Source organism: Vitiosangium sp. GDMCC 1.1324, assembly GCF_003044305.1.
In the GTDB taxonomy this organism is placed as follows: domain Bacteria; phylum Myxococcota; class Myxococcia; order Myxococcales; family Myxococcaceae; genus Archangium.
The window spans coordinates 177,135-203,065 of the sequence record NZ_PZOX01000003.1; the positions used below are offsets into that span (position 1 = coordinate 177,135).

Genomic DNA, 25,931 nt, shown 5'->3' on the forward strand with positions numbered 1-25,931 from the left:
CGCGTGACTCCAAACATCCACTACATGGATCGAGAGATCGTAGGCGAGCGGGTGGAGTTGGCGAAGGGTGCGCTCTACTGGCTCGGACCCAACCTCACGCTGCGCAACTGCACCCTCGTCATCAGCGTGGCCTCGCGCTGGCTCACCTTGATGTCGGGGCAGTTCATCGACTGCACCATCCAGGCGAAGGGCGAGTTGAAGAACAAGCGCTGGGCTCGGATGAATTTCAGCGGGTGTCGCTTCAAAGGCCGGTTTACGGGCAATGACTTCGGTTTTCGCGAGGACGATCTCGATAAGTGGCGGATAGGAGGAATTGCGGACTGCGACTTCACGGAGGCGCAGCTCGATGCCTGCCGGTTCTACAACTGCGACATGAGCACGATTCGACTGCCGCGCTGGCCGTGCTTCACCATCCTTGACCCAGTCCGCCGAGCAGAGGAACTGGCCCGCGTGGAATGGCCCGGCACGTACGGGCGAGTGGTGATCGAGGGACTGAAAAGACAGGACAAGAGCATTGTGGCTCTAACAGACCATGCTCCCTCGGAGGCGGCACAGTTCGACACGACCCCAGAGGAGCTGCGCGCGGTTCTCGAGAGGGTGCCGCAAGTCGTCATGTAGAGGCATACCTGGCCACGGCGTTCTGGCGTCGGCGCTCGGAGTTCATCGTGGAAGCATGAGGCGCATCATGGCGGGATCGCAGTCGAATGTGGCACTTCAGAAGTACGGGCTCGTCCCCTTTGCGACGGGCCTTGCCCTGATCGGGCTCGGCTGCAGAACGATGGGGACGAGTGGTGGCGATGCCGACATCTTCGTCTCAGGTGTCTTGGTCGCGGTGGGCTTCGCCTTGGCCGCATTCGACGTGCGGCGCAGGTCATCCCGGCTCATCTTGCGTGTCGCTTCTCAGGGGGAGGTGTCTGTGGAGGAGCCAAGCATGCCCCCAAGAGTACTCAACTGGTCCGAGCTCTCCGTGTTCGAGCCAAGCCTCTTGGCCACTCTGGGCCTTCTGGCGGTGTTCGTCGGTTCCGCCTGGGGAGTCGTTCAGGTCTTGTGGTCCTTCGCACCGGGCGCTGACCATCCTGGTACAGACCCCTGGAGCGTTCTCCTGGCTCTCTCGGTGAGTGGCTGGTTGACGGCCGTTTCAGGCTCCCTGCTGGTGGAGCGGACTCAGTGGGTCGAACTTCGGTTCCCAGGGCATCGTGGCGCTGTGTTCTTCTCATACCGCGCACTCGAACGGCTTGGCGCCTTGGAAGGGCTCAAGGCCTCGCGGAAGAGCGTCGGAGTGCCGTTGGACTTGTACCTGCTCGAGAGAGTCACCGCGCCGCCGAGGGATTCCCAGGTGCCGAAGGATTGAGTGCGAGGTGTGTCCACAAAACCGGGGCAGGCTCACTCCAGCCGTGAGACCTCGTACCGAGTAGCGAACCATCGCACCGCAGGCACAATCGACCCGACAAGAGGGAGTGCTCCGCAACACACTCCAGTGCCTTGATGTGCCGTGCCGTGTTTGGCCATCAACGTCCGCACGAGTGAACGCCACGAGTTGGAACCTGCCCACGGGCGGTCGTGCTCTCCTAGCACTTCAAGCGTACTCCGGAGCCCGGGGAAGCACGGGGGTGGCACCGATGCCCGTCTCGTCCGCCATGGAGGCAGGTCCGCATGTGTCCAGACCTTCTCAGCCGTCCATTCCCGCGCTGGTGCGCCCCGGTCCATGGACCCGGGTCCTGGCGCGGCTGGACGCGTGTCTCTCGCAGCCGCTGCGCCAGGCCTCTCCGGTGGAGCTCAACCGGGGCCGGCTGCTGGTGGGCTGTCTGGGAATGATGCTGCTGTGCGATGTGCTGGCCCTGCTCTTCTACGTGCGGCCGAGTCCGGAGCCGCTGCGCACCGGCGCCGTCCAGCTCTTGTGCCTGGTGCTCTTCACGGGCTTGCTCTGGAGGTTGCGCCAGGCCTCCTCCATCCGGATGCCGGCGTGGGTGCTGTGCTTCCTCGTGACGGTCTCCATCCTCTACGAGACGGTGCGAACCGGACGACAGGCCGTGGCCGTGAGCACCATGGCCATGTTGGTGCCGATGCTGAGCGTGTACCTGCTGGGCCTGCGCTGGGGTCTGTTCTTCAGCCTGCTCACCGCCACGAACATGGGCCTCGTCCACCCGCTGCTCTACCCACCACCGGATACGAACTACGCGCTGAACCTCTACTCCGCGCTCTTCGTCCTGTGCGGATGGCTGGTGAGCTGGATGTTCCAGGCCTCGCGCGACGAGGCGAACGCGGCGCTCGAGCAGGCGCTGCGGACGTTGCGCGACAGCGAGAGCAAGCTGGTGAGCCTCGTGGAGAGCACGGATGATCCCCTGTGCTCCCTGGATACGAAGGGGCGGGTCATCGCCTTCAACCCCGCGGGCACGGAGCTGTGCCGCCAGCTCTTCGGAGGAGAGCCCCTCCGGGGCGGAACGCTCTTCGATGGGCTCGCACCGCAGCAGCGGGCCCTCTGGAAGGCGCGGGCCGAGCGGACGCTCCTGGGAGAGCGCATCCGCTTCCAGGTGGACACCGTGGTGGAGGGCCGGCCGAGCGTGATGGACCTCAGCCTCAACCCCATCCTCGTCGCCGGGCGGCGCGTGGTGGGGATGACGCTCTTCGGGCGGGACATCACCGCGCTCAAGCAGGCCGAGGCGCGGCTGGGTGAGCTGCACCGCAACCTGCTGGACGTGTCGCGTCAGGCGGGCATGGCGGAGATGGCCACGGGCGTCCTCCACAACGTGGGCAACACGCTCAACAGCGTGAACGTGTCCGCGGGGCTGCTCGCCGATCAACTCCGAGGCCTCCGGGTGCCCGGTGTGGTCAAGGCCTCGGCGCTGTTGCGCGAGCACGCGCGGGACCTGGCCTCCTTCTTCACCCATGACCCCCGAGGCCAGAAGTTCCCGGCCTACCTGGAGACGCTCGCCCAGCAGCTCACCGCCGAGCAGGAGGCGCTGCTGAAGGAGACGCGGCTGCTCGAGCGGAGCATCGAGCACATCAAGGCCGTGGTGTGCATGCAGCAGTCGCATGCGCGCGTGGGGGGAGTGGTGGAGGAGGTGTCGATTCCCCAGCTCCTGGATGACGCACTGCGCCTGCACACCGTGTCCTTCGAGCGCGTGGGCATCCAGGTGCGCACCGACTACGCCCCGGTACCTCCCGTGATGGTGGACCGGCACAAGCTGCTGCAAATCCTCATCAACCTGCTGAGCAACGCGCGGCACGCGCTGCTGGACAGTGATCAGCCGGACAAGCACATCCTCCTGCGCGTGGGGCGGAGCGCCGAGGGGCGGCTGCGCATCGAGGTGGTCGACAACGGCGTGGGCATCCTCCCGGAGAACAAGCCACGCCTCTTCACCCAGGGCTTCACCACGAAGAAGCAGGGGCACGGCTTTGGCCTCCACATCAGCGCGCTGGCGGCCGTGGAGATGAACGGCTTGCTCACCTTCACGAGCGCGGGCCCCAACCAGGGGGCGACCTTCACCATCGAACTGCCCATCCAGCCGGAAGCGTTACCGGGGTGACGGAGACGTTACCTTTCGAAACATCTGACGCGGCGTGGCAGGCGCCAAGCCCGCGAGAACATTCATGCTGTGGTGTGGAATGAGCGTTGCTCATGGAGGTCCACGTGCGACCTCAAAGGAGACCCCCACACCATGTCCCAGAAATCCAAGGCCGAAGAGCTTGAAGCCCTGGCGGCGGCGCGCTGGCGAGTGGCCGCTGTCCTCACCGCCTGCACGCTGGTGACCTACGTCGGTTTCATCCTGCTGGTCGCGTTCGACAAACCGCTGATGGGCATGCAGCTCGTGCCGGGGTTGTCGCTCGGCATCCTGCTGGGAGCGCTCGTCATCGCCACCGCCTGGGGGCTGACGGGCATCTACGTCCTGTGGGCCAACGGCAAGTACGACAAGGCCCTGCACCAGTACCGCCGCTGAGAGAGGACCCGGACCATGAATCCACAGCAGGCACAGACCTCGATTGGCCAGACCAATTACACGGCCATCATCTTCTTCCTGGCGTTCGTGGGCCTCACGCTCGCCATCACGTACTGGGCGGCGCGCAAGACGAAGACGACCTCGGAGTTCTTCGCCGCGGGTGGAGGGGTAACCGCCCTCCAGAACGGCTTCGCGCTCGCGGGCGACTTCATGAGCGCCGCGAGCTTCCTGGGCATCGCCGGCCTGGTGGCGCTCTCTGGCTTTGACGGCCTCATCTACTCGGTGGGCTGGCTGGTGGGCTGGCCGGTGGTGACGTTCCTCATCGCCGAGCCCCTGCGCAACCTGGGCAAGTACACCTTCGCGGACGTGGTGGCCTACCGGCTGAAGCAGACGCCGGTACGCATCTCCGCCGCCGTGGGCACGCTCACCGTGGTGGCCTTCTACCTCATCGCCCAGATGGTGGGCGCCGGCAACCTCATCCACATGCTGTTCGGCCTGCAGTACGAGGTGGCCGTCGTCATCGTCGGTGTGGTGATGATCCTCTACGTGCTCTTCGGCGGGATGATCGCCACCACGTGGGTGCAGATCGTCAAGGCGGTGCTGCTGCTGCTGGGCGCGACCGCGCTGGCGCTGATGGTGCTGGCGAAGTACCACTTCAGCCCGCTGGAGCTCTTCCAGACGGCGGCCACCCAGTACGGCCCGGAGGTGCTGGCGCCGGGCAAGCTGGTGACCAACCCGCTGGAGGCGGTGTCGCTCGGGCTGGGGTTGATGTTCGGCACCGCGGGCCTGCCCCACATCCTCATGCGCTTCTACACGGTGCCCAACGCGAAGGCGGCGCGCAGCTCCGTGTTCTACGCCACCGGCCTCATCGGCTACTTCTACCTGGTGACGTTCATCCTCGGCTTTGGCTCCTCGGTGCTGCTGGGCCGCGAGGCCATCAAGCTCGTGGACAAGGGCGGCAACATGGCGGCGCCCATGCTGGCCGAGGCCGTGGGCGGTACACCCTTCCTGGGCTTCATCTCCGCGGTGGCCTTCGCCACCATCCTCGCGGTGGTGGCCGGGCTGACGCTGTCGGGCGCGGCGGCGCTCTCCCATGACCTGTGGACGAGCGTGGTGCGCAAGGGCAATTCCCCCGAGCACGAGCAGCTGCGCGTGGCCCGGCTGGCCAGCCTGGGCCTGGGGGTTCTCGCCATCCTCCTGGGCATCCTCTTCAAGGGGCAGAACGTGGCCTTCATGGTGGGCCTGGCCTTCGCCGTCGCCGCGAGCGCCAACTTCCCCGCCCTGCTGCTGTCGATGATCTGGAAGGGCTTCACCACGCGGGGCGCGGTGGCCAGCATGATCACCGGCTCCATCAGCACGGTGCTGCTCATCTTCCTGTCGCCCACGGTGCAGGTGGACCTGCTGGGCCAGAAGGAGGCGTTCTTCCCGCTGAAGAACCCGGGCATCGTCACCATCCCGCTGTCCTTCCTGGTGGGCTGGGTGGCGTCTCTGCTCGCGCCCGAGCCCGAGGCGGCCGGCCGCTTCGAGGAGGTGCGCCACCGCATGCACGTGGGCGCGGAGGCCGACGATTCCGCCTCGGCTCCCACGGCGGAGCCCGGGAAGACGTCCGTGGCGGCCCCGGGCGCTCAGACTACCTGAGCGGCTCGGGGCGGGGGCCCGCACTCCATGGCAGCTCCACGATGAAGGTCGCGCCCTGGGCGGGCTGGCTCTCCACGAGGATGCGGCCCCCCATGGCCTCGACGATCTGCCTGGAGATGAACAGCCCCAGGCCCAGGCCGCCGTAGTGCCGCTCCGACACCGCGCGTCCGAACCGCGAGAACAGGCGAGACATGGACTCGGGGGCGATGCCAATGCCCTCGTCCTGGACCGTCAGCCGGACGCGCTCCCCCTCCGCCGTCACACGCACGCGGATGGGCTTGCGCGCCCCGTACTTGGCCGCGTTGGTGAGCAGGTTGACGACGACTTGATCCAACCGGAGCGGGTCCCAGTACCCGCGCACCGGCGGCAGGGAGGGGAAGTCCACGGTGCATTCCGCCTGGGTGAAGACCTCCGAGAGCCTGTCGAGCACCTCGCGAACGAGCTGGGTGAGCTCCATGTCGACGGGCTCCAGCGTCAGCCGGCCAGCACCGATGCGGCTCACGTCCAGCAGGCTGTCCACGAGCGAGGAGAGCCGCTCCACCTGCTTCACCGCCGCTGGGAGCCTCGAGCCCACGGACGCCCGGCACTCCGGGGTCATGAACCGGCCGATGAGCGAGTGCTGGAGCTTGAGCGAGGTGAGCGGCGTCTTCAGCTCATGGCTCGCGACGGAGAGGAACTCGTCGCGCAGTCCCACGGCGTGCCGCGCCTCCTCGAGGAGACGGAGGTTCTCGAGCGCCATGGCCACCCGGTGGGCCAGCTCCTCCGCGAGCTCCAGGTCCTCCTCGTCGTACCGCCGCTGGGGCCAGGCAGCGGCCAGGAGCATGAGGCCCAGCACCTTTCCTCCAGCCCGCATCGGGACGAGCACGACGGAGCACGCATCCAGCGCGTTGATCGCCTCCAGGTGCTCGGGGCTGACGGCGAACTGCTTGCGGAGCTCCGGGGTGAAGTCCCGGATCAGTCGCGACCTGCCCGTGCGCACCACCTCCAGCAGCGGACTCGATGCCAGGCCTTCCGGCCCGAACTGTGAGGACGCAGGGAGGACGCCCTCCTTGGACGGCTCCCGGTGCGCACTGACCATACGCAGCAGGCCGCCGTCCTCCTGCACCACGCTCATGATGCAGTAGGTGGACAGGGTGGAAGCGGCGAGCCGGGCCACCCGCTGGAGCATCTCCTCGGCCCTGTCCAGGCGCTCCGAGAGCAGACGGCTGGCCTCCGAGAGGAAGCGGGCACTGGCCTCGGCCCGCCTGCGCTGGGTGATGTCCAGCACGGTCCCGAGGAAACGCACGGCCTTGCCCTTGTCATCGAACCAGGCACGACCCTTGGCCGCGATCCACCGCTCGACACCATCCTGGATGCCGATGACCCGGTACTCGATGCCATAGCGCCCACCGCTCTCCGGACGCAGGGCATGCTCGATGCCCTGGCGCATGCGCTCCTGGTCCTCGGGGTGGACAGCGGCGAGGAACTTCTCGTGCTCCAGGTCGAGCTCGGGAGGCGAGCCGAAGAGCATCCGGGTGCGGGCATCCGTCATGAGCTCGCCCGTCACCGGGTTGAAGTCCCAGGCGCCCATGGCGGCCGAGTCGATGGCCAGCCGCAGACGCTCCTCGCTCACCCGGAGGGCCTCCTCGGCCTCCTTGCGCCGGGTGATGTCGAAGAAGGACGCCACGATGCCCATGGGCGCTCCCTCAGCGGAGCTGGAGAGCGGCAGCGAGTTGATGGACAACCAGACCCGGGTGCCGTCCGGGCGGTAGACCCCCATCACCTTGTCCAGCTGGGGAAGGCCCGTGCTCAGGGTGACCATGGCCGGGTGCTCCTCTCCCGGGAAGGGGCTGCCGTCCTCCTTCACCGCACGCCAGCGGGGATCGAACGAGGTGCGGCCCTGCAACTGGTCCTGCGTGAGCCCGAGCAGCCGGGAGGCCGCCGCGTTGGAGAAGCCGATGGAGCCCGAGGCGTCATGGAAGACGATGCCCTCGGTCAGTGCCGCCACGACGCCCCGCAGCCGCGTCTCGCTCTCGCGGAGGGCCTCCTGGGCGCGCTTCTGCTCGGTGATGTCGAGCACGAAGGTAATGCCCTCCGACCTCGAGCCTTCGAAGAAGGCCCCCACCATGAGCACGGGGACCCGCTGACCACTCTTGCAGAGGAGCTCCCTCTCGGTGGGCACCTGCGTCGCGAGCAGCTCCTCGGCGATACGCTCGAGGGGCCCCAGAGACTCGGGCGGAATGAGCGAGAGCCAGTCGAGATGGCGGCCCTTCAGCTCCTCGCGGCCATAGCCCAACATCTCGAGGAGCCGGCGGTTGGCATCCAGGATGGCGCCTGTCCTCTCCCAGACGAGGATGCCCATGAGGTCCGAATCAAACAGCCGTCTCAGCCCCGCCTCACTCGCCCGGCGGGCCTCGTCCGCGAGCTTCTGCTCGGTGATGTCCTCGAGGTACAGGCACAGGCCCACCACCTCCGCGCCCTGGTGGACGGGATGGCAGCTCACCCGGGAGAACCGCCGCGAGAGGCGGAAGATGCGCGCGCCCCACTCCAGCTCGACGTCCGTGAGGGGCTGCCCCGTGGTGAGGACCCGCGGGAGACGCACGAGCAGGTCCTGCGTGGCCTCGCCTGGGGGAAGCACGTCGCCCAGGTGCTTGCCCGGATGGGCGTCAGCGGACTGGCCGCTCATCTCGGCCAGGGACCTGTTGACGCGTACGAGCCGGAACTCCCGGTCCACGAGGGCAATACCGATGGGGGCGTGCCACAGCATCTCAAACCCGGCTGCGGCCAGTTCGAGCCTCGAGGTCGGATCCCCCAGAGCCCTGCTCATCCTCGCGCTCCTCCATCCATCCAGCAGCCCCTGCCCGTAACAGCCATGGCCCGGCCCGAATCACCGGCGCTCCGCACCCGCCCCCTCGTCCGCCCGAGCACAGAGCCACCGCCCTCGGATTCACCATGGGCGATGGCCGTACATCCAAAAAATACCAGAGCCCGCGTGAGGTCCGGAATACCGGGGGAATCCCCGCCCACGCCCAGGAGGTGGAGCCCCGGCGGGACTCGGGGCATGGGTGCCTTGAGGCTCAGAACATGTCGGGCATGGCCGGCGGCGGTCCGGAGAAGAGCGCCGCGGCCGTGCGCAGGGAAGCCTCGTCGGCCTCGAGCACCCCGACGAACTGGAGGGCAGCGGGCGAGAGGAAGCCGCTGAAGAGCGCTGCGAGCGCCCGCACGTGCAGCTTCACATCCCCGTCTCCTCCGGGACGCACCTCGGCCACGCCGTTCTCCACCTCCAGCACGAAGCGGCCGCGGTTTTCCGGGAACAGCTCGTCCTCCACCTCGAGGTGCAGCGCCCCCGAGTACCCGGCCGGATAGCCGCGGGCCTGGAGCACGGCGGGCACGTCCAGCACGCGCAGCATCCAGTGGAAGAGGTGCTTCACCTGGTACGTCTGCTCGCGCAGGAGCAGGAGGAGCGGATCCGCCGGCCCACCGCGCCACACCACCTCATCAGTCAGCGAGCGGTGGTCGCCGATGAAGCTCAACAGCCGCCGGCCCGCGGCCGGGGTGAGGGCGATCAAATCCGTGAGGCTCAGCTCCTGATGGATGCTCTGGGGCAGGGACCGGCGCGACAGGTAGACGTAGCCCTCCACTCCGGAGGGGCCCTCCACGAGGTAGCCGTAGGCGGTCTCGCCCCTGGGATGGGTGACGCGATTCCAGATGTACGGGCCACGGTCGAGCCACCCCTGCTGCCGCTGGGCGCAGCGGCGGTAGACGTCATGGAGGGCGGGCAGGTCGGATGCTTCCACGGGCCGAAGGGAGAGGGAGCGCTCCTGGAAGTCGAGCCCCGAGAGCCGCACGCGGATCTCGAAGCGGGAGCCGGCCTGCTCGAAGCCCACGCGCCGGTAGAGAGGCTGGGTGGACGGGTAGAGGCCGACGAGCGGAACGCCCTGGCCGCGCAGCTCCTGGAGGCACGCCTGCATGAGACGGACACCGGAGCCCTGCCCCCGGCGAGCGGGCGCCACGCCCACGCCGGCGATTCCCACCAAGGGGATGCGCCGCCCACCGAACCACTGCCCCATGGAGAAGTGGATGAGCGTGGCGGCCACGGGACCGCCCTGGCGGAGCACCCTCAGCTGGGCCCCCCCGGCCTCGATCTTCTGCCTCCAGACGCGCCCCTCCTCTGGAGGCATGGCGAAGGCCTGGCAAACGATGTCCTCCGCCGCGGCAAGCTCCTGCTCACCCCGCGGCGGACCGAAGTCCGGTGCTGTCGCGTCCATTCTGTCCCTCTCGAGCTACAGAAGACGCAGCCTAGGACGGATGGACGCCGCCCGCGCACCTCACGTGAGCAACATTCCGCCATCCACCAGCACGTCGCTCCCCGTCACGTATTCGCTCGCGGACGAGGCCAGGAAGACGGCCACCCGGGCGATGTCGTCGGGGTCACCGAAGCGCCCGAGCGGAATCTTCGCCTTCACGTACTCCACCCGCCACACCGCCTCCTGCTCCGGCGTCATCATGCTCTGCAACTGCCGATTCGCCCCCTCGGTGATGACGCCGCCGGGGGCAATGGCGTTCACCCGGATGCGGTGGGGCGCCAGCTCGAGCGCGAGGCTCTTGGTGAACTGGGACACCCCGGCCTTCGAGGTGCCGTACGCCGCGAGCCCCACCGAGGACGGGTGGAAGGCGGCGATCGAGGAGAGGTTGATGATGCTCCCGCCCCGGCCCTGTTGAATCATCCGGGCCCCCGCCGCCTTCGAGGCGAAGACGAGCCCGCGGATGTTGACCTGGTAGACTTGGTCGAGGAGTTCGGGAGACATCTGTAGGACGGGCACCGCGGGGTAGATGCCGGCGTTGTTCACCAGTACGTCCACGCCCCCGAAGCGCTCGACGCAGCGAGCCACCATGGCCTCATCCGCCCCCTCCAGGGAGACATCCGCCTGCATCGCCTCGGCCCTCCCCGGCCCCCTGGGTAGGCGTGCCAGCGCCGCCTTCGCCGCCTGCTCGTCCAGGTCGGTGAGCAACACGTTCGCACCGCTCTCGACGAAGCGGCGGACGATGCCAAACCCGATGCCCATCGCGCCACCGGTGACGATGGCGGCCTTCCCCGAGATGTCGAATGGATTCGTCGCTGCCATGGTTACCTCCTTGCGTACATGTTCCCCAGGCGGCCCTCCCTGGTTGGAGCCCCGGCAACATGGCGAAAACCGCCCGTGTGCCGCTGGACAGTACGCATTTCATGGTTACAGGGAGGGCATTTGCGCCCCCCGAGGGGCGCCCGGAGGAGAAATGTCCGTCGACACCCCGAGGGAAACCCACAAGTTCCAGGCGGAGATCAACCAGCTCCTGAATCTGGTCATCAACTCCCTCTACAGCCACAAGGAGATCTTCCTGCGCGAGCTCGTGTCGAACGCGTCGGACGCGCTCGACAAGCTGCGCTTCCGCTCGGTCACCGAGCCCGAGCTGATGGAAGGAGGGGCCGCGCTCGAAATCCACATCCTCCCGGATGAGGAGAAGGGCACGCTGACCATCGAGGACACCGGCATCGGCATGGCGCATGACGAGCTGGTGAAGAATCTGGGCACCATCGCGCATTCTGGCTCGCGGGAGTTCCTGGAGCTGGTGTCGCAGCGAGGCCAGAAAGACGTGAACCTGATTGGCCAGTTCGGCGTGGGCTTCTACAGCGCCTACCTGGTGGCGGACCACGTCGAGGTGGTGAGCCGGGCTGCGGGCAAGGACTCGAAGGCCTGGAAGTGGACCTCGGATGCCAAGGGCACCTTCACGGTGGAGCCGGCCGAGCGCGCCACGCGCGGCACGTCCATCATCCTGCACCTGAAGGAGGAGCAGAAGGAGTTCCTGGGCGAGTGGCGCCTGCGCTCGTTGATTACGCAGTACTCGGACTACGTGAACCACCCCATCAAGCTCCAGGTGCAGAAGACCACGGGCGAGGGGGAGGCGCAGAAGACCGAGACGCAGCTCGAGGTGGTGAACAAGGCGAGCGCGCTGTGGCAGCGGCCGAAGAGTGAAATCACGGACGAGCAGTACCAGGAGTTCTACAAGCACCTGTCGCACGACTTTGAGGCGCCGCTGGCGTGGACGCACTTCCGGACCGAGGGCAACCAGGTCTTCACGGGCCTGCTGTTCGTCCCGAAGCACCCGCCGTTCGACCTGAACAGCCCTCAGCAGCGCGGGGTGAGGCTGTTCGTGAAGCGGGTGCTCATCATGGACCGGTGCGAGGAGATGCTGCCGCAGTGGCTGCGCTTCGTGCGGGGCGTGGTGGACTCGGACGACCTGCCGCTGAACGTGTCGCGCGAGCTGCTGCAGGACTCGGCGGTGGTGAAGGCCATCCACAAGCACGTGACGAAGAAGACGTTGGACATGCTGGAGAAGCTGGCCAAGGACAAGCCGGAGGACTACCGGACGTTCTGGCAGGGCTTCGGCACGGTGCTGAAGGAGGGGCTGGCGGTCGACACGGAGTACCGCGAGAAGCTGGGAGCGCTGGTGCGCTACGAGAGCTCGCGAGAGGAAGGCCTGACGTCCCTGGCGGACTACGTGACGAGGATGAAGGAGGGCCAGGAGGCCATCTATTACATCTTCGGCGAGTCGAGGAAGGCGGTGGTGGGCTCGCCGCACCTGGAGGCGCTCAAGAAGCGCGGGTACGAAGTGCTGTACATGACGGACCCGGTGGACGAGTGGGCGGCGCAGGGGCTGAAGGAGTACCAGGGCAAGCCGCTGGTGTCGGCGATGCACGCGGACCTGAAGCTGAAGGAGACGGAGGAGGAGAAGCGCGAGAAGGAGCAGCGCGCCAAGGGGCTGGGGCCGCTGGCGGAGCGGATGAAGGAAGTGCTGAAGGAGCAGGTACGCGAGGTGCGGGTGTCGGACCGGCTGACGGACTCGCCGTGCTGCCTGGTGGTGCCGGAGGGAGGCTCGCACGCGTACGTGGAGCGGCTGCTGCGTGAGCGGGGCCGGGGCCTGCCGCGGACGAAGCGGATTCTGGAGGTGAACCCGTCGCACCCCATCATCGAGCACCTGAAGGCGCTCCAGGAGAAGGAGCCGGCTTCGGAGCAGGTGACGGAGTGGGTGGAGATGCTCTACGACCAGGCGCTGCTCACGGAGGGCAGCAGCGTGGAGGACCCCAACCGCTTCGCGAGGCGGATGACGGCGCTGATGACGCAGCTGGCGGCGCTGAAGGTACCGCCCGCGGGCGCGGTGGCCTCGGGGCCCGAGACGCCCACGTCGGACGCGAAGCCCACGGAAGGAAGCGCGGTGGCCGCCGGCCCCGAGACGCCGCTGCCGAGGAACTGAGCAGCGGGACCACATGAAAAAAGGGGCGAGGCCAACAAGCCTCGCCCCTTTTCTACATCTGAGATAGGGCCCGCTGACTACGGCAGCAGCACGCGGAGGCCCACACCACCGGGCCCGACGCTGAGCGAAGCAGTGCCCGGCGTCTTGGTCTCCGAAGGCTTGTCGCTGAACCACAGGTAGGCACCGGCTCCGACGAGGACGGCCCCCACACCCGCGCTCACACCCGCCAGCGTGCGGTTGCGGTTGATGTCGTCACGGAGGCCAGCCACCTCCGCGGCGCGGCTGGGAGGCGGGGCCGCACCATTCTGGTACTCCGCATCGAGCTTGTCGTAGGCATTGCCCGCCTGGATGGCGAACACGACCGCCAGCACCCCAGCAGCGAGCCCAACCCCCCCCGCGGCATAGGCCACCGGCGTCTTCCAGGTGCGCGACTCCGCCGACTTCTGCGTCTCCGTCACGGAAGGCACCAAGTCAGGCTTCGCCGTGGGCCCGGTGGTGACCGCCCCTTGCGTGCCGGATCCGGACGCGCTGGAGCCCACGTCCCCCGAACCCTGGGGCTGCTGCGCGGCAGGAGGCGCGGGCTCGACCTTCGCAATGGGCGCATCGGAAGTCGCGGGCGTCACGGGCGGCGCCTGGGGAGCGGGGACGAGTTGCTTGCGCAGCTCCCCAACCGTGGTCTGAACGAGGTCCTGCACGGACTGGCCGGCCTTGGGGCTCTGGGGAGCGATGTCCTTCTTGTCCAGCTTCTGCCCCTTGGGGTCAACGGCGATGCCGCTGAAGCCCACCTTGTTGCCCTGCTGGAGGGTGAGGGTCACGAGGACCGAGCGGCTGGCCTGATTGTCCTTGGCCAGGCGGCCGAGGCAGCTCGTCAGCTCATTGGCATTCTTGCTGCGAGCGCACGAGCCCTCGGTCGCCTTCAGGCCTTCACCGGCGCTCATCGCCTGGGTGCACACCTCCTGAAGCTTCTTGGCTGTGCTGGCGGCGCCGCCTTTGACGACGCAGGGATGGATCGCAACAGACTCCGACTGACCCCAGGCCAGGGGTGCGAACAAGAGGGTGATGGCGAGCAGGTGTGGAGGCCGCATGCGGGAGGAGCGGTTCACGGAGGGACCCTCGTGAAGGCTTGGGGCGAAGTTGACGCCGGAGTGAAGACCGGATTGACGGATGGTGGCTGCGTAGACCGAGCGTACCATGCTATCCCCACCTCTCGTCCGTCAAAGGGTTTGGAGGTCACCGTGAGGCTGCGCAAGGTCTTTGGAGCGCTGGTGGTGCTGGGAGCGCTCGGGGGTTGCAGCAAGATTCCAGGCAGTTGCGAGCAGGATTCGGACTGCGGCCTGAATCAGTTCTGCCATTCCCAAGAAAATCAGTGCTTCGATTCCCGCTATACGGGATTGAGCATCGAGATACCTGTCGAGCACACCGTGGTGGGAGCAGGACCGGTGACGGTGCGGGCCCACTTGGAAGTGAATCCCGTGGCGCGCCCCGTCTATCCCTCGCAACTGAGCTTCACGGCGAAGCGGGTGAGCGATGGGACCACGACGGAGCTGACCCAGCAGAGCGCGGAGAATGGCACGTACACCGCCGTGTGGACGCCCCCCACCGAGGAAGGCGAGTACATCCTCCAGGCGACCTCCCCCGAGGCAGCTGGACTGAGCGCCTCGGTGCAGGTGACGGTGGATCGCACGGCGCCGTCGCTGGTGGTGCAGGTTCCCGGAGCGCAGTCCACGGTTCCCGCTGATGGCTTCTCCTATACGGATCCGAAGGCCACCACCCCGGCATGGCGCAGGGACCAGACCGTGACCGTCCGGGTGGAGTCGGACTCAAAGGACCTGGATCCGGCGAGCGTGCATGTAGTGGTGCGGGGCTACAAGGGCGGAACGGACGTGACGGACCTGGCGCTCACGCCGGTGACGCCATGCACCAAGACCTACTGCGGCACCGTGGAGGTGCCGCTGTGGCGGCCAGGGCTGCCGGACTTCCGCGGCAACTTCCTGATCGAGGTGACGGCAAACGATGTCGTGGGCAACGTGCGCCAGAGCAGCACCCCCATCCCCGTGACACGGTGGAAGTGGGCTTTCGACGGCGCGTCCGGCGCCATCCGGGTCACTCCCGCCATCGGAGACAAGGGGACCATCTACTTCGGCACCAGCGACGCCAACGGCAAGGTCTTCGCCCTCGAGCCCAACGGGACGAAGAAGTGGGAGAAGCAGCTGGGCTCTGTGCTCGGCAGCCCGACCGTGGGCAAGAATCCCGATGGAACCGATCGCCTCTACGTGGCGCCCGGCTCCGGCACGCTCGCGACCGTCTACGCCCTGGATGCCAATGGCACGACCCTGGCGATCTGCCCGGTCCCAGGCGCTCAAGCGGGAATCGTGACCTCAGCCCTTGCCATCACCCATCAGTACCTCAAGTCGCAGAACGCCACCTTCGAGACCGCCATCTCCAGCCACAACCCGGATGATGGTGCGTTCCTCTTCTTCCGGCCTGATCTCCCCTCCACCAGCCCCATCCAATGCACGGGCCGTGGCAATCCGTTCACGGAACCGCAAGGGGCGAGCATCGTCATCCAGGGCAACGACTACTTCTTCTCGGCGCCAAGGAGTACAAATCCAACGGCCTGGAACTACAGGTTCAACCCTGAGCTCGAAACCTTTGAGCTCCCCCAGACCTACGATTACCTCAGCATGGGGGCGCCGCTCACGGGAATGGGCCTGGCGGAGGGGGGGACCCTCGTGGCGGCTGGAGGACTCCGCTCGTCGACTGGGACGGTGCGGGGGGGGATCCTGGCCATGTATCAAGTGCCTTCTACGGGCTCCTCCTACAAGTGGCAGTTCCCGAGCGACCCCACGGGCTCGGAGCCAGTGCGTAACATGGTCATCGGAGCAGGCAACGTCGTGATCTTCGGCCGCGACCTCCCGGAAGGGGCCGCGGAGCTGACGGCGATCAACCTGATGGCCCCCTCGGATGAAGCTGCGGTCCGGGCCACCGCTCCGAACGCGGGCAGCTTCCCTGGCGCTCCGGTCCTGGGCGCATCCAGTACCCTCTATGCTGCCTCCTTCACCGGCCCCGAGGCCGGCCTGGGCGAGGTGTCGGCGTGGAGCGCGAGCGACCTGAAGTTGCGCTGGAAGCTCAGCGACAGCGTCGGTCCTGCGGAGGCCTCGCCCTCGCTGGACTGCACCCGCGCGACGGATGGGACCCCCGCTTCAGCGTCCCATGGCGTGCTCTATGTGCCCTCCCTCGACGGCCGGCTGTACGCATTCGTCGTCGACAGCCCGGGCCTGGACACGAGTGCTCCGTGGCCCAAGTACCAGCACGACGCACGCAACACCGGCAACCCCGAGACCCCCATCACCAACTGCCGGTGAGGTCAAGTCTCCCTCCGATGCTCGCGGCCGCCTGAGCCTGGCCTCGGGGCAGGTGCATCCCAAGGGTGCATCTGCCCCGGCCCGGAGCCAGACGCGCTCCCCTGGACAAGCCGCTCCACCACGTCCCTCGTGAACCCGATAGCGATCCTGAGGTAGCCTGCACCGTGCGGATCCGCCCCGGGGGGGCCACGCAGGCCGAGCAAGGGAACACATGCGGCGCACCACCTCAGCCCGCAGTGGGGGCACAGGAGATCGGAAATCATGAGACGCGCATACACACGGGCACTGCTGGCACTGGTGCTCCTCGTCGCGGGCCCCACCCTGGCCGAGCCCGATTCGTTCTACCTGGGAGATGGGACGGACGGCGATGTGGAGGTCAAGGATGCGAGCAACGTGCTCATCAACTCCTACGCCTACGTCACGCAACCGCTCGCGCCGGGGGATCTGCAGATTTCCATCGCCGGTGTGGAGAAGGGCCCGCGAGCCACGGACGCCGACGCCTTCAAGGCGGATGACCTGGTGATGGTCCTGCAGACGACCGGCATCATTCCCGCCGCCACGACCGGACAGACCAGTCCGGTCGACCTCGGTGCGTCCGACGTCGGGCGGTGGGAGTTTGCCCGCATCAAGAGTGTGACAGGCTCCACCCTGACGCTCACCGCGCCGCTCATCCACACGTATGCGGCCACTGTGACCCAGGTGATCCGCGTCCCGGAGTACACGAACTTCAAGGTGAAGAACAGCGGCGACAGCATCAAAGCCAAGGCGTGGGATGGGCGCTCAGGCGGAATCGTCGCGCTGCTGGCCCAGGGGACCGTCACCGTCAATGGGCAGATCCTCGCCAATGGGATGGGCTTTCTGGGCGGCAAGTACGTCAAGGATCCGATCACCGCCAGTACCTTGTGCCTCCTGCAATCGGGTCTCACCCCCTCCTACGCCCAGAAGGGCGAAGGGGTGGACAGCACGCGCTACAGCTACAGCTCCGACACGTCCACGTACGATGACAATGAGGGAGCCGGCTACGGCAACTTCGCCAATGGAGGAGGAGGCGGCGTTTGTGACCGCTCGGGAGGAGGCGGCGGAGCGAACGCGGGCAGAGGTGGCAACGGAGGCTCCACTGCCGAAGCGACGCGAAGGGACGTAGGTGGGCGGGGAGGAGCCCCCCTTGTCTACTCCGTGCTCGAGCGCCTCACGTTGGGCGGTGGCGGAGGAAGCGGTCACGGGAAGCTGGACAACGCCCCCACCCATTCCAATGGTGGAACGGGGGGAGGCATCATCTTCATCCGGGCAAACAACCTGAGCTTGAGCCACACTTCGGCCCTCGACGCCTCTGGAGCGGTCGGTGAGCATGGTGGCAACAAGGTTTCCACCCCTGGCCCGGCGGATGCTGGCGGAGGAGGAGGCGCAGGTGGCACCATCCTCCTGCGGTTGAGCGGTACGCTCGACTGCAACAACCAAGCTACCCCCATCTTCGCCAAGGGCGGAGGCGGCGGTGATATCGACAGCAGTTCAGCATCACCCAGGCCAGGGGGAGGCGGTGGTGGCGGTGGCGGTCGCCTGCTGTATCAGGCGAACGCGATAACGCAATGTGCGAACCTGGCGGTGCCCGCAGCGGGAGCGGGCCTTGCCCTGGGCGGGGATGGAGATCCCGGAATCCTCAGCGCCAGCGTCGGGAGCACGTACGCGTTCACCGAGCTGACCGCCGTGCCGACGGTGAGCAGCCCGACGGGAACCATCTCGAACAGGACCCCCGTCATCAGCGGCACCGCGCCCACGGGCAAGCAGGTCGTCATCTACCTGAATGGAGTCGAGGTGGGACGCACCTATGCCGCTTCCAGCAGCTTCTCCTTCCAGGTGACGCAGAGCCTCGCCGATGCCACGTACAAGGCGACAGCGGCCATCACCGAGCAGGGCGTCTACAGCAAGCAGAGCCCGCCCATGACATTCACCGTGGACAAGACGGCCCCCGTGCCGCCCGTGCTGAAGACGTTGGGAAAAAGAAGCAGGGTGGCGAGCGACGGCATGATGATCGGTGGGCAGCTCGACCTGACGTCCAACACCCTCGCCATCACCGGGATCGCGGAGCCCGGCAGCCGCGTCACGGTGAGTCAGTCCGGATGCAGCACCACGTCCAACACAGCCACCGCGGATGCGTCGACGGGAAATTGGAACCTGAACCTCACCGAGCCCACGAGCACCGAGGCCACGTGCAGCCTGGAGGTGACGGCGGAGGACACGGCCACCCCGCGCAACATGAGCCAGAAGACCACGTTGAGCTTCAGCCTGGATACCAAGGCTCCCTCGGCGCCCTCCGGGATAACCGTGGCCGGGCAGGCCACGACCTCGTCCGTGCTCATCAACACGCGCTGGCCGATGTTCGCGGGGAACGCGGATACCGGGAACGAGGTGGAGCTCACCTTGTCGTGGACCGACGCGAGTTCGACCTCTCAGAGCAGGGTATTCAAGACGACCGCAAGTGGCTCTCCGGGTGCATGGAGCATCGCCGCGCCCGAGGCCCTGGGAGATTTCGCCTACACCCTCGCGGCGAAGGCACGCGACCCCGCGGGCAACGAGACGTCCATTGGCACCAACCCGACCTTCACGGTGGATACGCAGGCCCCCGCGAAGCCGGAAATCAAGACGTTGGGAACGCCAGCACGGACGGCAACCGCGGGCATGCTCATCGGCCCGCCGGATCTGAAGACCGGCTCCCTGCTCACCGTCAGTGGCAAGGCGGTCGCGGGAACCACCGTCAAAGTGGTGCAGGCCGGCTCGTCCAGCTCTCCGCAGACGACCACCGCCAATGGGACGGGCGATTGGAGCGTGGACCTCGCACAGCCGCTGGACACGGCGACCGAATACACGCTGCAGGTGACCGCGGAGGATGCGGCCCACAACGTGAGCGAGCCAGGCATCCTGGGGTTCAAGCTGGACACCAAGAAACCAATGGCCCCCTTCGTGACGACGGTAGCGAATCAGACCCCCGTGGGGCCCACGAGCACCTGTACTGCCACCTCCCTGCCCTACGTCACAACCGGACTGCCCTTGATCCAGGGGACGGGCGAAGCCAGAGGCCGCATCGAAGTCACCCTGACTGCGGCTTCGACGTACAACCTCCCGCCGACTGTGGTCAGTGGCCTGCCGGAAAGCTCGGGAAGCTGGAGCGTCTCGCCCACCAGCACGATCTCGGATGCCAACGTCTACACCTTGAGCGTGACGGTGACGGATGAGGCTGGCAACAAGAGCCTGGCCTCCACCTATTGCTTCGCCGTAGATGCGAGCCCGCCCGGAAAGCCGACGGCCATCACTTTCGGTTCGACATTGGCCGTCAATGGGATGCGCATCGGCCGCGCCGGTATGACAGCCGTGTCCGATACGGATCCAGCCCATCCGACGGGCACGCTCAGCATCAGCGGCAGTGCCGAGACGAACAGCACGATGAGCTTGAAGCTGATCCCCCTGAGCGCCGCGGTCTCCATGCCGCCAGAGCAGACGCCAGGGGCGCCTTCTGGCTCCTGGAGCAGCAGCTGGCCGGGACTGCCGAGCGGCTCCTACGCGCTGGAGGCCCGGGCGAAGGATGCGGTCGGCAACCTTGGTCCTCCAGAGACCATCTTCTTCGAGCTGGATTTGATCCGCCCCACGGTCACCATCACCGGACGTCCGAACAATGGCAGCATCACCACCTCCAAGGATGCGTTCTTTGGCTTCGAGCCTTCCAAGAAGGTGGTGTCCTACCGGTGCAACATCAACGGCGTTGCCCAGACTCCGTGTGACAACCCCCTTTTCTACACGGTGACGGAAGAGACGGGAGCCTACACGCTGGAGGTATGGGCCACGGACCTGGCCGGCAACGAGACACTCGTAACGGCACCCGCCCAATGGACGTGGAGGGTGGATAGCAACCAACCCACCGTCCTCATCCTGAATGTGGGCAGCGTGGGGGGCATCCCCGCCTCGGGAAGTGCCACGAATTCGACTGCGATCGAGTTCAGACTCCAGGCGAACAAGCCGGGCCTCCGGATCGACTGTAAGCGGGATGCCGATGCCTGGGAGCAACCCTGCCAGTGCAACGAGCTCATCACGGATGCAGCGGGCGATATCTGCGTCAGGCGCTATGCGGGGCTCGCGGATAACACCCACATCCTTCTCGCAAAGGCCTACTCTGCTGAGACAGGTGCCGAGACACCTGAGTACGCCTGGAGAAAATATGAGTGGGAGGTGGACACCAAGGAACCCAACACGTTCGTGACGAGCCAACCTGATGCCTGGAAGTCCGTCAACTTCGTGCGGGTGGATTACACCACACCGACCGAGGCGCGGAAGGCCACCTTCCAGTGCGATCTGAACGGCGAGGTGTTCCCGTGCCCCAGCCCGATGGTGAAGTCGGATCTCCCAGACGGACCCTACACGCTCCGCATCACGGCCACGGATGCGGCGGGGAACGTGGAGGAGGAGCCCGCGGAAGTCTCCTGGACGGTGGACACGACGGCTCCGGAAGCGCCTGTCGTCCAGTTGCCCACCCAGGGGGCGCGTTACAAAGATCTAGCGTTGAGAGGGACAGCGGCCGGGGAGCGCTTGAGCACGATTTCCGTCTACCTCGATGACCATGAGAAGACACCCATTGGAACAGTGGTTGTCACTGACAATGACAATGGGGACTGGCAGCTCATCATCGAGGCCGCGCAGAAGCCACCGGATGGGCCCCACTTCATCCGTGTCAGGACCACAGATAGGGCTGGCAATACGGGCGTGATGTCAGAACCCGTCCAATTCATCATGGATAATGAGCCACCCGCTGTGCAGATCGAGGGGCCCGACAAGAACTCGGCGAGCAACTCCGCCGCGTTCCGCTTCACCGCTAACGAGGAGGGGGTCACCTTCCAGTGCAAGCTGGATCTCAACGACCTCACGGATTGCGGTGCGGAGGTGTCGTTCTCCAACCTGGAGGAAGGGCCGCATACGCTCAACGTCTATGCGGTAGACTCGGCAGGCAACAAGCGGGAGACCAGTTACAGCTGGAGCGTCTACCTGGGCCGTGACATCCGTGCCGAGGGCGGAGGCTTGGGTTGTTCAGCAACATCGGCAGCGCCCTCGATGCTGTGGCTCCTGGGACTCCTGGGGCTCCTGCTCGCCTCCCAGCACCGCGGTAGCAGACAGTGACGCAGCGGCTGGCGGAGTGGAGGGGCATGACCCCTCTGCCCACCATCCGCTCTGTGCGCCCCCTCTTCAGTGAGCGGCGAGGTCTCGTATGCTGGCGAGCCTCCCGCTCCAGAAGAGCGATTCCTTGTCTTCATGTGGCTGGATGTGGCGAGCGGGCACCATCGCGATGACCGCATCCACGTCGAGAGCAGCCTGCGAGCCACTCAAGGGCTGACGGGACGAAGAAGGCACCAGGAAACGACTGCCGACGGATGGGCGTTGATGCGCCGCCCCAAGCAAACGGATGCCCTGAAAGAAGCGCGAAGAACCGCTACGCCGCCATTCCGAAGCCAACCGCCACGACCCCGTACGACCTGGGGAGCACAGCTCATCCCCAGATCGTACGAGAGGAAAACCGGCCACTCGCCTACTTCCGAGGAGCCGCCGAGCTCTCGTCGCCGTCGCGGATGATCATGAAATCCACGCGACGGTTGTTCTCGCGACCAATCGACGTCGCGTTGCTGTCGACGGGCTTGTCCGGACCGTAGCCCCGGGCATCCAGCCGCTCGGCGGCCACGCCCTTGTCGATGAGGTAGCGCCGCACCACCTCGGCACGCTGCTGAGAGAGCTGACGGTTCTGTTCCGCGAATCCCCGGTCATCCGTGTGCGCGCCCACCACGACGCGCGGAAGCTCCGGGTGCTCGCGCAGCACCTTGGCCACCCAGTCCAACACCACGAAGGAGCGCTGCTGGATGCGGGCCTGCGACGCCTCGAAGAACACTTTGCCACGCAGCTCGAGCTGCCGAGGCTTGATGACCACCTGCGGTACCTCATGCTCCGGACAACCCAGGTTGCTTTGCGGACCTGACTCATGAACGCAGGTGTCCTCCCGGTTGGGCACTCCGTCCTTGTCCGTGTCCTCCTCCGGGCAACCCTGGCGCTCAGGCGGACCGGGCTCATCCGGGCACGCATCATCATCGTTGTGGATACCGTCCTTGTCCCGATCCGGCGCGGGGCAGCCCCGGTTCTCCGCAGGACCGGCCTCGGCCACACAAGCATCGTCCTCGTCCGCGACACCGTCATTATCCTGATCGCGCACCGGGCAGCCCTGCCGCGCGGCGTCGCCGCGCTCCGTCGGACAAGCATCCAGCGAGTCCTCAATACCATCACTGTCCGTGTCTGTCCGTGAGCAGCCAGCACGCGCGGGATCGCCCGCCACCAGCGGGCACTTGTCATCGAGGTTGCGCACGCCGTCGCCGTCATCGTCCTTCTCCGGGCACTCCTCCGGCGAGAGCGACAGCCCCATATCGCACCTGACGGAGGACTCCTTAGGACCTCGCCGCGGCGTCACGTCTCCGAACGAGCCTCCCGCGAGAACCCGGAACAGCGGCGTCCCGGGAGTCTTGCCCATCCCAACGCCCGCCAGCGCGAACACCTCCAGGGACGGGTTCACCAGGTAGCGCACCCCCGGCAGCACCTCCACCGAGCCCGGCTGCTGAGAGAGAGGCACCATGCCCCGGACATTGAACTCCCACCGCATCCGGCGCCCCGTCGTCACCAGTGCCGCCCCGATGCGCAGCTCGTTACCCAGCTCGTCTAGAATCTCGGAGTTGACATCGGTGACGCGCCCCCCTGGGCGCACCATCAATCCCGCATCCAACGCCGCTCGAAAGAAACCAAACCGTCGGCCCACCATCACCCTCGGCGAGACACGTAACCCGGCATCTCGCGCGTACGCATCCATGCTGCCCACCGGAAGCCCGACGTCGCCCCCCACCGCCAGATCGACTCCACCTTGCTCGTCCTGCGTGAGCAGACCCAGGCGCAACCCCACCGTGGGCGTCCCCAGCACGAAGGACTTCGGGCTCTCCGGATTCGGGGCGCTCGGTCCCAATTGCTGCAACAGCACCAACGGCAGCTGTCCCTCCACCTGCAACCAGTTCGTCAGGGAATAGGCAGCCGACACGTGCATCGTGCTCCGTCCCCCCACGACTGCGGTGGCCTTCCCCTCCCGGAACAACATCAAGGGCCGGTGCGAGTAGTGGGCCACTGCAGAGGTGCGGAACTGCCCGGCCTGTAGCAGCTCCCCCATCCCCACGATGAGCGAGCCTTCGGCACCGGGATTCAGCTCCAAACGCTCCAGCTCGAACAACTTGAGTGGGGTTGTCTGTGCGAAGGCCGCCATCCCAGGCAACAACAGCAATAGCACCAGTCCGCCAGGCGCGAGCATCCTTCGTCCCATGGCTCCCCCGCTTCGGGTGTCTCGCGGCGCAGCATCAGCGCGCCACGGTGTAGATCTGCCAGTCAGCAAGCCGCCGCACTCTAGCAGCGATCCCCCTGGAATTGCGCCCTGGCTCCATCCGCTTCGTGGAGGCACTCGCTTCGAGCGCGCCAACACATCCGTACGTATTGCTACATGCCTGCCCCCGCCACTCGTGAACCCGCTCCGCTCCAAGTAAGCAGGGGTGGTGGGCTTGCGACCTTTCTCACACTCTGGCAGGTTTCATGCCGTTCGTTGGACCGGTTGAGGGGGGAATCACCGCACGTGAGAAGAGGACTCGTGAAGGCACAGCCACACGCATGCCCCGAGGTGTGCGTCCGTTCCGGTAGTCGAGGCAAAGGGGTTCTGCTCACGCTCCTGCTCGCGGCCACCGCCGGCAGCTCGTGCGCGAAGCGCGTGGCTCCCACCCCGTGCGAGACCCCTCCCCCCATGCAGGTCCTCCTGGACGTCTCCGACCAGGTGAATCCTGATCCACGCGGGCGCTCGCTCCCCACGGTGGTGCAGGTCATCCAGCTCAAGGACAGCGCCAAGCTCGAGCGCGCGGGCTTCCGCGACCTCTGGGGCCGCCCCAAGGAGTACCTCGGAGAGGATCTCCTCCAGGTCGCCGAGTTCACCGTCGCTCCGGGCCAGAAGCTCAAGCGGTGGATCCAACGTGACCCGAAGGCACGCTTCATCCTGACCATGGGCCACTTCCGCCAGCCGCTCGGCTACTCGTGGCGCACCGTCATGGCGCTCGATCCCGTTCCCGAGCCCTTCTGTGTCGAACGGCCCGCGGGAGACCAGGGCGACCCCAAGCCCGGTGACGTGCAGTTGCGCTACCGGCTCCAGGGCTATCAGATCGACATGCTTCGCCCCCAGGCCACGCTGACGCAGCCGGCTCCCGCCGGCCCGTCCGTGCCCGAGGAGCCATCCCATCCCAAGAGGAGTGCATGAAGAACGCGCAACGCGTCGTCTGGTCGGAGGGGATGTTCATGAGTCCCCACCACATGCAGCAGCTCGACCTCTATCACGAGAACCTGCTGGATCTCCGGCTGGCAGCGGTGGAGCCATACCCGTGGGGCGCCGTCTCCGTGGAGTTCGACATGGAGGCACTGCGCGCCGGCCGCGTGCAGCTGCGCCACTTCAACGGAATCCTCCCCGACGGGTTGCCCGTCTCCTTCCAGAGTGGTGATCCGGAGGCCCCGCCGGCCCGTCCCACCGAGGGATTCTTCCCGCCGGCCCAGCAGGTGCTGGACGTCTACCTCGGCGTCCCGCGCGAGCGAAGCGGCGTGGAGAGCTACGGAGGCGGAGAGCGGGTCGGCGGCAATCCCCGCTTCACTCCGACCAACCGGCCGGTGAACGACCTGACCGCGTCCACCTCCATCGTCCCGGTGGCCTTCGCGCAGCGCAACGTCAAGCTGCTCTTCGGCACCGAGCCGCGCGAGGACTACGACGCCATCAAGATCGCCGAGCTGTCGAGGGATCGCTCCGGCAGCCTGACACTCGTCGAGAACTACATCCCGCCCGCGCTGCGCATCGACGCCTCGCCCTTCATCATGAGCGAGCTGCGCAACCTGCTGCGGCTCATCGTGGCCAAGCAGCGCCAGCTGGCCTCGCGGCGCCGGCACCGGGACGCATCCTCGCTCGAGTTCACCGCCTCGGATGTGACGCTCTTCCTGGAGCTCAGCGCCCTCAACGGCGTCATCCCGCTGCTGCAGCACGCCATCGACGCGGGCAACATGCGGCCGCACGCGCTCTACCTGGCGCTCAGCCAGTGCGCGGGACAGCTGTGCACCTTCGTGGCGGACGCGGACCCCACCACGCTGCCGCCCTTCCAGTTCATCCAGCTGCGTGCCACCTTCGAGGAGCTGTTCCGCCGCCTCCAGGCGCTGCTGCGCTCCGTGGCGCTCGAGCAGTGCCTCACGGTGCAGATGCAGTCCGGCGAGGACCGGCTCTACCGCGGCAAGCTCGAGGACGAGCGGCTGGAGCGCTGCGGCCAGTTCTTCCTCTCCGTGCGCAGCGAGCTGCCGGAGCGCACCGTGGCCGAGCAGCTGCCCAAGCTCGCCAAGTTGGCCAGCTGGGGCGACATCCAGAACCTGGTGCAGGCCGCCTCGCCCGGCGTCCCCATCCAGGTCAACTACCGCCCCCCGCCCGAGGTGCCCATCCAGCCAGGGGTCCTCTACTTCTCGCTCTTCACCTCGGACGGCTACTGGAAGAACGCGATGCGGGACAGGACGCTCGCGCTCTACCTGCCGCACCCCTTCGACGCCGCACAGACGACGGTGGAGCTGCTCGCCGTCCCCACCGCCAGCCGCTGAC

General features: G+C 66.9%; 15 protein-coding genes. 10 read left to right on the forward strand and 5 right to left on the reverse strand.

Annotation, left to right across the window (positions count from 1 at the left end):
• The first annotated feature begins 3 nt into the window (after positions 1–3).
• From DAT35_RS09285 to DAT35_RS09305, 5 genes are all read left to right on the forward strand, one after another.
• Positions 4–618 carry a hypothetical protein gene (locus DAT35_RS09285; protein WP_108066580.1) on the forward strand — a complete coding sequence of 205 codons (615 nt, stop codon included), beginning with the start codon at positions 4–6 and terminating at the stop codon, positions 616–618.
• A 67-nt stretch (positions 619–685) separates the two neighbouring features.
• Positions 686–1,351 (forward strand): hypothetical protein, encoded by a 666-nt coding sequence (locus DAT35_RS09290; protein ID WP_146209649.1) that lies wholly within the window; start codon positions 686–688, stop codon positions 1,349–1,351.
• 304 nt (positions 1,352–1,655) lie between these two features.
• Positions 1,656–3,527 carry an ATP-binding protein gene (locus DAT35_RS09295; protein ID WP_158501626.1) on the forward strand — a complete coding sequence of 624 codons (1,872 nt, stop codon included), beginning with the start codon at positions 1,656–1,658 and terminating at the stop codon, positions 3,525–3,527.
• A 132-nt stretch (positions 3,528–3,659) separates the two neighbouring features.
• A complete protein-coding gene (locus tag DAT35_RS09300) occupies positions 3,660–3,938 on the forward strand; it encodes a DUF485 domain-containing protein (protein WP_108066583.1) in 279 nt (92 codons plus the stop codon).
• Positions 3,939–3,953: 15 nt separating this feature from the next.
• Positions 3,954–5,576 carry a sodium/solute symporter gene (locus DAT35_RS09305; RefSeq protein WP_108066584.1) on the forward strand — a complete coding sequence of 541 codons (1,623 nt, stop codon included), beginning with the start codon at positions 3,954–3,956 and terminating at the stop codon, positions 5,574–5,576.
• Here the strand turns inward: DAT35_RS09305 and DAT35_RS09310 are convergent.
• From DAT35_RS09310 to DAT35_RS09320, 3 genes are all read right to left on the reverse strand, one after another.
• The gene (locus DAT35_RS09310; RefSeq protein WP_108066585.1) at positions 5,569–8,382 is read right to left on the reverse strand and encodes a PAS domain S-box protein; all 2,814 of its coding nucleotides are present in this window, start codon (positions 8,380–8,382) and stop codon (positions 5,569–5,571) included. The two genes, DAT35_RS09305 and DAT35_RS09310, sit on opposite strands and share 8 nt — an antisense overlap.
• A gap of 250 nt (positions 8,383–8,632) precedes the next feature.
• Positions 8,633–9,823 (reverse strand): enhanced intracellular survival protein Eis, encoded by a 1,191-nt coding sequence (gene eis / locus DAT35_RS09315; protein ID WP_108066586.1) that lies wholly within the window; start codon positions 9,821–9,823, stop codon positions 8,633–8,635.
• A 60-nt stretch (positions 9,824–9,883) separates the two neighbouring features.
• The gene (locus DAT35_RS09320) at positions 9,884–10,681 is read right to left on the reverse strand and encodes an SDR family NAD(P)-dependent oxidoreductase (protein WP_108066587.1); all 798 of its coding nucleotides are present in this window, start codon (positions 10,679–10,681) and stop codon (positions 9,884–9,886) included.
• Between the two features lie 151 nt (positions 10,682–10,832).
• Here DAT35_RS09320 and htpG point away from each other — a divergent pair, with 151 nt between their 5' ends.
• Positions 10,833–12,848: a molecular chaperone HtpG gene (htpG, locus tag DAT35_RS09325; protein WP_108066588.1), complete on the forward strand. Its 2,016-nt coding sequence runs from the start codon at positions 10,833–10,835 to the stop codon at positions 12,846–12,848.
• Between the two features lie 77 nt (positions 12,849–12,925).
• Here the strand turns inward: htpG and DAT35_RS09330 are convergent, their stop codons facing one another.
• Positions 12,926–13,951: a hypothetical protein gene (locus tag DAT35_RS09330; RefSeq protein WP_108066589.1), complete on the reverse strand. Its 1,026-nt coding sequence runs from the start codon at positions 13,949–13,951 to the stop codon at positions 12,926–12,928.
• Positions 13,952–14,083: 132 nt separating this feature from the next.
• Between DAT35_RS09330 and DAT35_RS09335 the strand changes: the two genes are divergently transcribed.
• A complete protein-coding gene (locus DAT35_RS09335; RefSeq protein ID WP_108066590.1) occupies positions 14,084–16,213 on the forward strand; it encodes a PQQ-binding-like beta-propeller repeat protein in 2,130 nt (709 codons plus the stop codon).
• 261 nt (positions 16,214–16,474) lie between these two features.
• The gene (locus DAT35_RS62080; RefSeq protein WP_158501627.1) at positions 16,475–21,373 is read left to right on the forward strand and encodes an Ig-like domain-containing protein; all 4,899 of its coding nucleotides are present in this window, start codon (positions 16,475–16,477) and stop codon (positions 21,371–21,373) included.
• A 406-nt stretch (positions 21,374–21,779) separates the two neighbouring features.
• Here the strand turns inward: DAT35_RS62080 and DAT35_RS09350 are convergent, their stop codons facing one another.
• Complete coding sequence (locus DAT35_RS09350) at positions 21,780–23,594, reverse strand: OmpA family protein (RefSeq protein WP_108066593.1); 1,815 nt, start codon at positions 23,592–23,594, stop codon at positions 21,780–21,782.
• A 348-nt stretch (positions 23,595–23,942) separates the two neighbouring features.
• Between DAT35_RS09350 and tssJ the strand changes: the two genes are divergently transcribed.
• Together tssJ and tssK are read left to right on the forward strand one after the other, a co-directional pair.
• The gene (tssJ, locus tag DAT35_RS09355) at positions 23,943–24,566 is read left to right on the forward strand and encodes a type VI secretion system lipoprotein TssJ (RefSeq protein WP_255415175.1); all 624 of its coding nucleotides are present in this window, start codon (positions 23,943–23,945) and stop codon (positions 24,564–24,566) included.
• Positions 24,563–25,930, forward strand: coding sequence for a type VI secretion system baseplate subunit TssK (gene tssK, locus DAT35_RS09360; protein WP_108066595.1), 1,368 nt, complete (start codon positions 24,563–24,565; stop codon positions 25,928–25,930). The genes tssJ and tssK overlap by 4 nt, the downstream gene beginning before the upstream one ends.
• The last annotated feature ends 1 nt before the right edge of the window (position 25,931 follow it).

Excerpts from the sequence above, each read along its gene's own strand:
- DAT35_RS09290 (WP_146209649.1), top strand. The coding sequence starts at position 686 with ATGGCGGGATCGCAGTCGAATGTGGCACTTCAGAAGTACGGGCTCGTC.
- DAT35_RS09300 (WP_108066583.1), top strand. The coding sequence starts at position 3,660 with ATGTCCCAGAAATCCAAGGCCGAAGAGCTTGAAGCCCTGGCGGCGGCG.
- DAT35_RS09305 (WP_108066584.1), top strand. The coding sequence starts at position 3,954 with ATGAATCCACAGCAGGCACAGACCTCGATTGGCCAGACCAATTACACG.
- DAT35_RS09310 (WP_108066585.1), bottom strand. The coding sequence starts at position 8,382 with ATGAGCAGGGCTCTGGGGGATCCGACCTCGAGGCTCGAACTGGCCGCA.
- eis (WP_108066586.1), bottom strand. The coding sequence starts at position 9,823 with ATGGACGCGACAGCACCGGACTTCGGTCCGCCGCGGGGTGAGCAGGAG.
- DAT35_RS09320 (WP_108066587.1), bottom strand. The coding sequence starts at position 10,681 with ATGGCAGCGACGAATCCATTCGACATCTCGGGGAAGGCCGCCATCGTC.
- htpG (WP_108066588.1), top strand. The coding sequence starts at position 10,833 with ATGTCCGTCGACACCCCGAGGGAAACCCACAAGTTCCAGGCGGAGATC.
- DAT35_RS62080 (WP_158501627.1), top strand. The coding sequence starts at position 16,475 with ATGAGACGCGCATACACACGGGCACTGCTGGCACTGGTGCTCCTCGTC.
- DAT35_RS09350 (WP_108066593.1), bottom strand. The coding sequence starts at position 23,594 with ATGGGACGAAGGATGCTCGCGCCTGGCGGACTGGTGCTATTGCTGTTG.
- tssK (WP_108066595.1), top strand. The coding sequence starts at position 24,563 with ATGAAGAACGCGCAACGCGTCGTCTGGTCGGAGGGGATGTTCATGAGT.